Source organism: Pseudomonas sp. HY13-MNA-CIBAN-0226 (assembly GCF_040310305.1).
Lineage (GTDB): Bacteria > Pseudomonadota > Gammaproteobacteria > Pseudomonadales > Pseudomonadaceae > Aquipseudomonas > Aquipseudomonas gregormendelii.
Genome location: NZ_JBEOPS010000528.1, coordinates 1 through 244 on the forward strand (window position 1 = coordinate 1; position 244 = coordinate 244).

The following is a 244-nucleotide window of genomic DNA, read 5'->3' on the forward strand; positions in this document are numbered from 1 at the left end:
CCCGTCGTCTGCAACAGTTAAAAGGCACGCCCATCGGATATGTGTTGTTTAAGCGCAGTCGTACTTTGCCCAATCAGCGCTTTATCCAACACACGGGCGCAGGCTGGCAACGACAAACACGTTATGATTGGTATGGGCGCACGCTACTGATTAGCGAAACGTTTTTAGCTTCATTTTTAAAATGAGCACGCGCTACTATATAAGTTAGGATATTAATAAAAATATTTTTTTAACCGTATGGGTG

1 protein-coding gene is annotated in these 244 nt (G+C 43.4%); it reads left to right on the forward strand.

From position 1 onward, the window contains the following. The coding region (locus AAEZ05_RS29770) for a hypothetical protein (RefSeq protein ID WP_502947818.1) at positions 1-185 on the forward strand (185 nt) is incomplete at its 5' end. Positions 186-244 lie beyond the last annotated feature (59 nt).